This is a genomic window from Streptomyces azureus (assembly GCF_001270025.1).
Taxonomy (GTDB): domain Bacteria; phylum Actinomycetota; class Actinomycetes; order Streptomycetales; family Streptomycetaceae; genus Streptomyces; species Streptomyces azureus.
In genome coordinates, this window is the sequence record NZ_DF968418.1 from 1 (window position 1) to 10,759 (window position 10,759).

General features: G+C 68.9%; 7 protein-coding genes. 4 read left to right on the top strand and 3 right to left on the bottom strand.

Annotated elements, in window-relative coordinates; all coding sequences use genetic code 11:
• Positions 1–120: 120 nt before the first annotated feature.
• On the bottom strand, positions 121–1,704 hold the full coding sequence (locus AOQ53_RS34530) for an MDR family MFS transporter (RefSeq protein ID WP_059423409.1): 1,584 nt from the start codon (positions 1,702–1,704) through the stop codon (positions 121–123).
• 124 nt (positions 1,705–1,828) lie between these two features.
• On the opposite strand from AOQ53_RS34530, the gene AOQ53_RS34535 reads away from it, so the two are divergent.
• Complete coding sequence (locus tag AOQ53_RS34535; protein ID WP_059423411.1) at positions 1,829–2,425, top strand: TetR/AcrR family transcriptional regulator; 597 nt, start codon at positions 1,829–1,831, stop codon at positions 2,423–2,425.
• A 23-nt stretch (positions 2,426–2,448) separates the two neighbouring features.
• Here AOQ53_RS34535 and AOQ53_RS34540 read toward each other — a convergent pair whose 3' ends face one another.
• Positions 2,449–3,153 carry a M23 family metallopeptidase gene (locus tag AOQ53_RS34540; protein WP_059423414.1) on the bottom strand — a complete coding sequence of 235 codons (705 nt, stop codon included), beginning with the start codon at positions 3,151–3,153 and terminating at the stop codon, positions 2,449–2,451.
• Between the two features lie 441 nt (positions 3,154–3,594).
• Between AOQ53_RS34540 and AOQ53_RS34545 the strand changes: the two genes are divergently transcribed.
• Together AOQ53_RS34545 and AOQ53_RS34550 are read left to right on the top strand one after the other, a co-directional pair.
• Positions 3,595–4,227, top strand: a complete 633-nt coding sequence (locus AOQ53_RS34545) for an HAD family acid phosphatase (protein ID WP_059423416.1) — start codon at positions 3,595–3,597, stop codon at positions 4,225–4,227.
• Positions 4,228–4,286: 59 nt separating this feature from the next.
• Positions 4,287–7,346, top strand: a complete 3,060-nt coding sequence (locus tag AOQ53_RS34550) for an NACHT domain-containing protein (protein WP_059423418.1) — start codon at positions 4,287–4,289, stop codon at positions 7,344–7,346.
• Positions 7,347–7,476: 130 nt separating this feature from the next.
• Here AOQ53_RS34550 and AOQ53_RS34555 read toward each other — a convergent pair whose 3' ends face one another.
• Positions 7,477–10,002: an ATP-dependent Clp protease ATP-binding subunit gene (locus AOQ53_RS34555; protein ID WP_059423420.1), complete on the bottom strand. Its 2,526-nt coding sequence runs from the start codon at positions 10,000–10,002 to the stop codon at positions 7,477–7,479.
• 430 nt (positions 10,003–10,432) lie between these two features.
• Here AOQ53_RS34555 and AOQ53_RS34560 point away from each other — a divergent pair.
• Positions 10,433–10,759 (top strand): SCO3374 family protein (locus AOQ53_RS34560; RefSeq protein ID WP_236711915.1); only part of this gene is annotated, 327 nt, incomplete at its 3' end.

Consider the following 10,759-nt stretch of genomic DNA (forward strand, 5'->3'; position numbering starts at 1 on the left):
CGTGTCTTGCGGATCTCGAACATCGCACCCCTTGAGCTGGGGTGTTGCGACGATCGCTAGAACTCAAGGACACCCCGGGGGCCTCGCGCGGTCCGGTCGGACGGCTTCCGCCACGGGCGGCTACGTCGCCGGAGCGTCCGGCTCGTCGTCCGCCTTCGGCCCCGCCCCCTTGAGCGGGACCTCCTTGACGAACACGGCCGCCGCCAGGGCGACCACCGCCACCACGGCTCCCAGCAGGAACGCCGAGTGCGTGCCGGCGGAGACCGCGTGCTGGTAGGCCTCACGGGCCGCTGCCGGGAGCTTCGCGAGGCTCGCCGCGTCCAGTTGGGCCGACTGTTCGGTGGCCTTGGAGCCCAGCGCACCGGCCCGCTCGGCCATGACGTCCTGGACGCGGTTGTTGAACAGCGCGCCCATGATCGCGACGCCGAAGGAGGAGCCGAGGGTGCGGAAGAGGGTGGTGGACGAGGACGCGACGCCCATGTCCTTCATTTCCACGCTGTTCTGCGCGACCAGCATGGTGATCTGCATCAGGCAGCCCATGCCGAACCCGACCACGGCCATGAAGACACCGGACGTGAACCGAGAGGTCCCCGTGTCCATCGTGGACAGCAGGTAGAGACCGACGGTCATCAGGACGCTGCCGAGAATCGGGAACACCTTGTACCGGCCGGTGTTCGTGGTGACCCGGCCGGCGACCATCGAGGTCACCAGCATCGCGCCGAGCATCGGCAGGAGCAGCAGCCCGGAGTTCGTCGCGGAGGCACCCTGCACGGACTGCTGGTAGAGCGGCAGGAACAGCGTCGCGCCGAACATCACGAAGCCGGTGATGAAGCCGATGACCGACATCAGCGTGAAGTTGCGGCTGCGGAAGATGTGCAGCGGCACCACCGGCTCGGCCGCCCTGGTCTGCCAGAACACGAAGCCGACGAGTGCGGCGACCCCGATGCCGGTCAGCTCCATGATCCGCGTGGAAGTCCAGGCGTACTCCGTGCCGCCCCAGGTGGTGACGAGCACGATCGCGGTGATGCCGACGGTCAGCAGGGCGGCGCCCAGGTAGTCGATCCGCGCCTCGGACCGCTTCTTCGGCAGGTGCAGCACCGCACTGACGGCGACCAGCGCGACCACGCCGAGCGGCAGGTTGATGTAGAACGCCCAGCGCCAGCCCCAGTTGTCGGTGATCGTGCCGCCGACCAGCGGACCGCCGATCATCGCCAGCGCCATGACGCCGGCCATCATGCCCTGGTACTTGCCGCGCTCCCGGGGCGGGATCAGGTCACCGATGATCGCCATGACGCCGACCATCAGACCACCGGCACCGAGGCCCTGGATCGCACGGAATCCGATGAGCTCGGCCATGTTCTGGGCCATGCCGCTGAGCGCCGAGCCGATCAGGAAGATGACGATCGACGTCATGAACGTGCCCTTGCGGCCGTACATGTCGCCGAGCTTGCCCCACAGCGGGGTGGAGGCCGCGGTGGCGAGCGTGTACGCGGTGACCACCCATGAGAGGTGTTCGAGGCCGCCCAGCTCACCGACGATCGTCGGCATCGCCGTACCGATGATCATGTTGTCGAGCATCGCGAGCATCATCGCGATCATCAGCGCGAGCAGCACGACCCGCACACTCTTCGGCCGTTTCGCCCCGGTGTCGGTGTCGGTGTCGGTGTCGGCGCCGACCGCCGGTGCCTGCGTCGTGTCCGCCATCGCTTTCCCACTCCCCCAGCTACCGCTACTTACTTGCCGACCGGCTAGTGACTACGCTCGGAAGCTAGCCGCGGAACTAGCCGGGCGTCAAGTAAGTTTTATGGAAAGGGAGCGGCGTAGGAGGATGGGCGGCACCATGGACGGCACGAGGCAGCGGCGCCGCGGGGACACCCGCCAGCGCATCCAGGACGTGGCCCTCGAACTCTTCGCGGAGCAGGGCTACGAGAAGACCTCCCTGCGCGAGATCGCGGAATGCCTGGAGGTCACCAAGGCGGCGCTTTACTACCACTTCAAGACGAAGGAAGAGATCCTCGTCAGCATCTTCGAGGACCTCACGAAGCCGATCGAGGAACTGATCGAGTGGGGGCGGCAGCAGCCGCACACGCTCGACACCAAGCAGGAGATCGTCCGCCGTTACGCGGAGACCCTGTACGGCGCCGCGCCACTGTTCCGCTTCATGCACGACAACCAGGCGACGGTGCGGGAGCTGCGGATCGGCGACTCCTTCAAGGAGCGCATCCGCAGCCTGCGCGACATCATCATCGACCCGGGCGCCGACATGGTCGACCAGGTGCGCTGCGTCAGCGCGATCTTCACGCTGCACGCCGGGATGTTCCTGCTCCAGGACCTGGAAGGCGACCCCGAGGAGAAGAACAAAGCCGTCCTCGAGGTCGCCACGGACCTGGTGACCCAGGCCCACCAGGGAGCCCGGGGCTCCTAGCGGGCTCGGGCCGTCACGAATCGTCAGACCTTGACGCCCTTGGCGCGCAGGAACTTCACCGGGTCGACCGCCGAGCCGTAGTTCGGGGTCGTACGGATCTCGAAGTGCAGGTGCGGACCGCTCGAGTTGCCGGTGTTGCCGGACCGGGCGATCTCCTGGCCGGTCTTGACGACCTGGCCGATCCTCACCTTGACCTTCGACAGGTGGGCGTACTGCGAGTACGTGCCGTTGCCGTGCTTGATCACGACGGCGTTGCCGTACGCGGGGCCGTCACCGGCGCCGTTGCCGCCGGCCTTGACGACGGTGCCGCCGTGGGCGGCGACGACCTGGGTGCCGCTCGGCACGGCGAAGTCCTGCCCGCTGTGGGTGGACTGCCACATGCCGCCGTTCTGGGCGAAGCTCGCGGAGAGCTTGTACTTCTTCACCGGGTCGACCCAGGACGGAGTGGCCTTCTTCGCGGCCTTCTTCACTGCGGCCTTCTTGGCGGCGGCCGCCTTCTTCACGGCAGCAGCCTTGGCGGCCTTCGCGACCTCGGCCTTGGCGGCCTTGGCCTGGACGGCGGCCTGCGCCTGGACGGCACTGGCGGCACCGGACGCGGCCGTGGTGTCGGCGGCGGACGCGACCCCCGCCCCCAGTGCGACCGAGACACCGAGGCCGGCGGCCAGCACGGTCGCACGGGTGCGGAGCTGGGACGTACGGGAGGAACGGGACGTGACGCGCTGGGACATCGAAACCTCGTGGGGAAGGGGACGGAGAAAACCACCCGGCGCACAGTCGCTCGCCGAATGGCCATCTCTTGGTAACCCGAAGTCCGACAAACTCCCAAAAGCGTGATCTACGACAGAAGTTAGTAATTTCGCTCAGTGGTCCACGTCTCTTGACATGGCACTCATTCGGGACGAATCAGCGCACTACACCACACTTCAGCCTGCTCCGCGGGCCGAGAATCCCTTTCCTCCCGACCCGTTCAGCACTATTCCGCCTAGTAACGGACATATCGCCTGTGCGGCATGTCACCGGGGGCCCTCTTCGGCCATTCCGGAAATGTGGCGCAGGCCTCTATGCGCCTACCGTTCGGTAACCCTACGGTTCCCCTCGCGCCACCCTCGCCCACGAACATGCACACGACATGTTGGCAGCGTCACGGACGTGAGAGGACCCCCCACGACATGCAGACCCGACGCCCCTGGTTGCGCCGCGCATCAGTGACCGCCGTCTCGGCGGCCGCCCTCGTGGCGATGGCCGCACCGGCCGATGCCGCGGCCCCCGCAGGTGCCGCCACCGCGGCCACCACGGCCGCCGCCGCAGACGTCGACTACGCGACATGGCAGAAGGACTGCCAGGCGGTGATGGACCAGGCGCTGCCCTACCTGAAGCAGCGGATCGCGGCCGCCAAGCCGGGCGAGAAGCAGGCGATCGTCTTCGACATCGACAACACCGCGCTGGAGACCGACTTCGGCTTCAGTTACCCGCAGCCGGCCAACAAGCCGGTCCTGGAAGCCGCCAGATACGCCCAGGAGCGCGGGGTCGCCCTGTTCTTCGTGACCGCCCGCCCGGACATCATCTACTCGTTCACCGAGCACAACCTCAAGCAGGCCGGCTACCAGGTCTCCGGCCTGTACGTCCGGAACTTCATCGACCTCTTCAAGAACGTCGCCGAGTACAAGACGGCCCAGCGCGTCGACGTCGAGAAGAAGGGCTACACGATCATCGCGAACGTCGGCAACAGCGCCACCGACCTCTCGGGCGGCCACGCCGAGAAGACGTTCAAGCTGCCGGACTACGGCGGGCAGCTTTCCTGACCCGCCTGGTCAACTCCGGGTAGTCTCACCCCCGTTCGGCGATCACGGGGGTGAGGCGGTTGGATCCGACGGTTCTCGGCGGCAAGCTGGCGTCCTCCCTGGTCGCCCCGCTGCTGAAAAAGCTCTTCCGCTCGGAGGGCCCGGGAGCAGGCCTGGTCGACAAGCCCGTACGCCTCTCCGCACTCGTGTCGTTCCGCGGCGAGAAGCGCACCCTGAACGAGCAGGACGTACAGAAGCTCGCCGAGCGGCTCGTGGCACAGGCGGTGGAGTCCCCCGGCGAACCGCCCTTCCCGCCCGACGAGCAGATCGCCGTCACCGACACCCTGGCCCGCAGGCTGCTCGCCCTCGGCGACCTGGACATGGACGACGTCCAGGCGGTCCGCTTGGGCCACCGCGAGCTGGCCAGGAAACTGCAGGACGCGGCCCTGGCGCCCGACGGACTGTCCGCGGACTCCTGCCACTTCCTCGACCACGCGACCGAGTGGGCGTGCCTCAACATCCTGGAGTTCTTCACCCGCCGCTCCACATTCGTCGCCCGCACCCTCGTCGAGCAGACCCGTGGCCAGGAGGAACTGATCGCCAAGGTCGACGAGCTGATCACCCGCACGCCCCGCCCGGACGCCCGCTGCACCGCTTTCGAACGCCGCTACCTGCCGTTCGTCGCCGAGCGCCACAACCACATCACGATCTACGGGATCGACCTGCGGGACTCCCCCGACCGCTGGCCCCTGGAGGTCGCCTACCTGACGCTGGAGGCGACCGCCGACCGGGACCCCGGCCGGGCCGCCGCGCCCGGCGAGGATCCGCCGGCCCGCACCGGACGGATGCCCGCCGACGAGGCGCTGGACAAGGACCCCAGGGTGCTGCTGCGCGGCGACGCGGGCTCCGGGAAGACGACACTGGTGCAGTGGCTGGCGGTGACCGCGGCACGCAAGGGCACGCACATCCCGTACGTCCTCCCGCTGCGCACCCTGATCCGCACCGGCCCGCTGCCCGCACCGGCCGCCTTCCTCAGCGCCGTCGGCTGTCCGCTGTCCCCGCCGGACGGCTGGACGGAACGCGTGCTGACCACGGGCCGGGCGCTGGTCCTGGTCGACGGTCTGGACGAGATCCCGGCAGCCGACCGCCACGGCACCCGCGACTGGCTGCGCGCCCTCATCCACGCCTACCCCGGCAACCGCTGGCTGCTGACCACCCGACCCACCGCCGTGCGCACCGACTGGCTGTCCCAGGAGGGTTTCCGGGAACTGTCCCTGGCACCGATGGGCCGGGCGGAGGTCGCCACCTTCGTCCACCGCTGGCACGAGGCGGCGCGCGCCCCCAAGTACGAGCAGCGGCTGCTGGACTCCCTGCGCACCAAACGGGACCTGGCCCGTCTCGCCACCAACCCGCTGATGTGCGGCCTGATCTGCGCCCTGCACCGCGAGCGCCGCGGCTACCTGCCCACCGGGCGCAAAGAGCTGTACGACGCCGCCCTCGCCATGCTGCTCTCCCGTCGCGACCGGGAGCGCGGCATGGGCACGGTCGAAGGACCGGAGCTGGGCGAAGCGGCCCAGCTCGAACTGCTCCAGCGCATCGCCTACGCCCTGGTGCTGAGCGGCCGGACCGAGATGACCCTGGAGACGGCCGAGAGGATCGTGGAGCGCGCGCTGCCCGCGCTGGCGCCGGCGGCCGGGAAGGGCGACGCGTCGGCGGTCCTGCGGACCCTCCTGCTGCGCAGCGGGGTGCTGCGCCGTCCGGTCGAGGACGTCATGGACTTCGTCCACCGCACCTTCCAGGACTACCTGGGAGCCCGGCACGCCGTGGAGGAGGGCCACCTCGACGTCCTCACCAGCCATGCCGAGGACACCCAGTGGGAGGACGTCATCCGCATGGCCGTGGCCCACGCCCGGCCTCACGAACGGGTCTCCGTGCTGAGGAAGCTGCTGGCCGGGGACACGCCCCGGCTGACGCTGCTGGCGCTGGCCTGCCTGGAGCACGCGACGGCGCTCGACCCCGCGGTGCGCACGGAGGTGGAGGGGCGGGCCGCCGCGCTGATCCCGCCGCGCACGACCGGGGCCGCGAGGGAGCTGGCCGAGGCCGGTCCGCTGGTGCTGGAGCTGCTGCCGGGGCCGGAGAACCTGACGGACGAGGAGGCGCTGGGCGTCACCGTCACCGCCTCGGTCCTGGGATCGGAGGAACCTGACGGGGCCCTCGCCGTGCTGCGCCGCTTCCGGGACCACCCGGACCACGACGTGCGGCGGCAGCTCGCGGGAACCTGGCACCGGTTCGGCGCCGAGGAGTACGCGGTCGAGGTACTGGAACACCTCGACCGCACGGACCTCTTCCTCACCTGCGAGTCGCCCGCCCAGCTCGCGGCCCTCGCCCGGATGCGTCCTTGGCCCGAGCTGACCTTCGAGGGCCCGCACAGCGCCGAGGACATCGTGGCCGCCGTACCGGAGCCCGGGACGGTGACCACGCTCGACATCCACCGGAACCCGCGTCTGACGGAACTGGGCGCCCTGCGGCACTTCACCTCGCTGAACGGGCTGACGCTCTTCGAGTGCCCGGACGCGACGGGCCTGGACCGGCTGTGCCCGCTGCCGCTCGCCGAACTCGTCCTCGACCCCGTCGCCGACCTGACGGGGCTGCGCTCCCTGCCGTCGCTGACCCTGCTCTCCGTGGCCCAGGAGCTGCCCGGCGCCGACCTCACCGACGCCCTGCCGGCCGAGGCCCCGCTGGGCTTTCTCTTCCTGGGCCGCCACAGCACCGACGCAACCGGGCTGCGGGGCCTGGGTCACTGGGCCACGCTGCACACGCTCGGCCTCGGACCGCTGACCACGGAACTGACGGCGGCCGACTGGCGGGAGGTCGCCGCGCTCCCCGGACTCACCCATCTGTATCTGAACGCGTCGATCATCCGGGATCTGCCGGCCTCCATCGGCCGCATGCCCGAGCTGCCCGGGGTCGAGGTGCTGCGGGTCCCCTCGATGGACGGCACCGAGCATCTCGCCGCACTGGCGTCCCGACTGCCCGGGCTGCACTCGGTGATCCTGGGAAACCTGCCCGGACATTCCTTCCCGGTGTCCGGCTTCCAGCCGCTCTTCCCGGACGCGGACCTCACCCTGGACCTGCGCTGAGGCCGGAGCCGGTGCCCACGGGGAGACCGGCGGACGGACCTGGGGTACCTCGCCCCGGGCGAAGCACGAAAGTGGGGCCACCACCCGAAGGCAGCGGCCCCACTCTCGTTTCAGGAGCGTCCCCGAAGGGTCACACGTCCTTGCTCAGGTTCGGTCCCGTGCCACCGGCCGCCTGCTCGATCGGCGGGACGTCCGGCAGGGCCGACTTCTCCTCGCCGCGGAAGGTGAAGGTCTTGGTCTCGCCCTCGCCCTCGGTGTCCACGACCACGATGTGGCCGGGACGCAGCTCGCCGAAGAGGATCTTCTCGGAGAGGCTGTCCTCGATCTCGCGCTGGATGGTGCGACGCAGCGGACGCGCACCCAGCACCGGGTCGTAGCCCTTCTTGGACAGCAGCTCCTTGGCGGACTGGGAGAGCTCGATGCCCATGTCCCGGTCCTTCAGGCGCTCGTCCACCTTGCCGATCATCAGGTCGACGATCTGGAGGATGTCGTCCTGGCTGAGCTGCGGGAAGACGACCACGTCGTCGACGCGGTTGAGGAACTCGGGCCGGAAGTGCTGCTTGAGCTCGTCCGAGACCTTGTTCTTCATGCGCTCGTAGTTGGACTTGGTGTCGCCCTGGGCCGCGAAGCCCAGGTTGAAGCCCTTGGAGATGTCCCGGGTGCCGAGGTTGGTCGTCATGATGATGACCGTGTTCTTGAAGTCCACGACCCGGCCCTGGGAGTCGGTCAGGCGACCGTCCTCCAGGATCTGCAGCAGCGAGTTGAAGATGTCCGGGTGGGCCTTCTCGACCTCGTCGAAGAGGACGACCGAGAACGGCTTGCGGCGGACCTTCTCCGTCAGCTGGCCGCCCTCCTCGTAGCCCACGTAACCGGGGGGCGAACCGAAGAGACGCGACACCGTGTGCTTCTCGCTGAACTCCGACATGTCGAGGGAGATCAGCGCGTCCTCGTCACCGAAGAGGAACTCGGCGAGCGCCTTGGACAGCTCGGTCTTACCGACACCGGACGGGCCGGCGAAGATGAACGAGCCACCGGGACGCTTCGGGTCCTTCAGACCGGCGCGCGTACGGCGGATCGCCTTCGACAGTGCCTTGACGGCGTCCTTCTGACCGATGACCCGCTTGTGGAGCTCGTCCTCCATGCGGAGCAGTCGGCTGGACTCCTCCTCTGTCAGCTTGAAGACCGGGATGCCCGTGGCCGTGGCGAGGACCTCGGCGATCAGCTCGCCGTCGACCTCGGCGACGACGTCCATGTCGCCGGCCTTCCACTCCTTCTCCCGCTTGGCCTTGGCGGCGAGGAGCTGCTTCTCCTTGTCGCGCAGGGAGGCGGCCTTCTCGAAGTCCTGCGAGTCGATCGCGGACTCCTTGTCGCGGCGGACACCGGCGATCTTCTCGTCGAACTCGCGCAGGTCCGGCGGCGCGGTCATCCGGCGGATACGCATCCGGGAACCGGCCTCGTCGATCAGGTCGATCGCCTTGTCCGGCAGGAAGCGGTCCGAGATGTACCGGTCGGCCAGGGTGGCGGCCTGGACCAGCGCCTCGTCCGTGATGGAGACGCGGTGGTGCGCCTCGTACCGGTCACGCAGACCCTTGAGGATCTCGATCGTGTGCGGCAGGGACGGCTCGGCGACCTGGATGGGCTGGAAGCGGCGCTCGAGGGCCGCGTCCTTCTCCAGGTGCTTGCGGTACTCGTCCAGCGTGGTCGCACCGATGGTCTGGAGCTCACCGCGGGCCAGCATCGGCTTCAGGATCGAAGCCGCGTCGATGGCGCCCTCGGCGGCACCCGCACCGACCAGCGTGTGCAGCTCGTCGATGAACAGGATGATGTCGCCGCGGGTGCGGATCTCCTTGAGCACCTTCTTCAGGCGCTCCTCGAAGTCACCGCGGTAGCGGGAGCCGGCGACCAGCGCGCCGAGGTCCAGGGTGTAGAGGTGCTTGTCCTTGAGGGTCTCGGGCACCTCGCCCTTGACGATGGCCTGGGCGAGACCCTCGACGACGGCGGTCTTGCCGACGCCGGGCTCACCGATCAGGACCGGGTTGTTCTTCGTACGGCGGGACAGCACCTGCATGACCCGCTCGATCTCCTTCTCGCGCCCGATGACCGGGTCGAGCTTGGACTCACGAGCGGCCTGGGTGAGGTTCCGGCCGAACTGGTCGAGGACCAGGGACGTGGAGGGCGTGCCCTCGGCAGGACCGCCGGCGGTGGCGGTCTCCTTGCCCTGGTAACCGGAGAGCAGCTGGATCACCTGCTGCCGCACGCGGTTCAGATCTGCGCCCAGCTTGACCAGGACCTGGGCGGCGACGCCCTCGCCCTCGCGGATCAGGCCGAGCAGGATGTGCTCCGTGCCGATGTAGTTGTGGCCCAGCTGAAGAGCCTCGCGGAGCGACAGCTCCAGGACCTTCTTGGCACGAGGGGTGAAGGGGATGTGACCCGACGGGGCCTGCTGGCCCTGCCCGATGATCTCCTCCACCTGCTGGCGGACCGCCTCGAGCGAAATCCCGAGGCTCTCAAGGGCCTTGGCGGCGACACCTTCACCCTCGTGGATCAGGCCCAGGAGGATGTGTTCAGTGCCGATGTAGTTGTGGTTGAGCATCCGGGCTTCTTCCTGAGCCAGGACGACAACCCGCCGCGCGCGGTCGGTGAACCTCTCGAACATCGTTAATCGCTCCTCAGAGCGGTCAGGCAGTGGGGGGAACTTCCCCTCCCTGTCCTTCCGCAGCTTAGTCCCGCAAGCGGGGACCGCTCATTCCAACTGCCGACACCGTCCTTGGCCTCCTGACCCCGAACGCCGACATCTGCTCCAACCCGATGGTGCGAGACGATGTTCCCGCAGGCCAGGCAGTTACCCCCTTCGCCAGTACGCCCATGGCGAACGTGAGACGGCCTTTCCTGCGTGTCGCCCCCTCCCACTAGGGATGTCTTACCCGTACGGACCGGAAGTCCATGCCGAGCACCCCCGTTCCCTCCGCTACGGGCGAACAACCTTGCACCACCCCGCACCCCCAACACACACCCGTTTCGCCACTGTGTGCACTCACAACAGCACCCACCGTAACCCGCACGCCCTTCCGGCTGTTGCACTTGGCATGTTCGGAGCCCCCGGCCCCATCCCCTTCCCCCGTCGGCCGCTCGACGCGAGCTGTCAGGTCCGACGGTGGTACGAGAACGAACTGGGCTGGCCCACGGTGCCCGGCGATCCTCTGCGGCTGGTGGTGGGGGTGCGCTACGACGTCCTGGACGTGCCGGCCGAGGCAGGACACGCGGCCCTGCGGCACTTGGGGCCGCGCTCCCCGGTGGCCGTGCTCGGCGACCGGATGCGCCTCCTGGTGGCCCCGGGCAGCGCGGAGGAACTGCCCGGGCTGCTGGAGTGGCTGGAGTGGGGAACGCTGCCGCTCGACCTGACGGCGATCGGG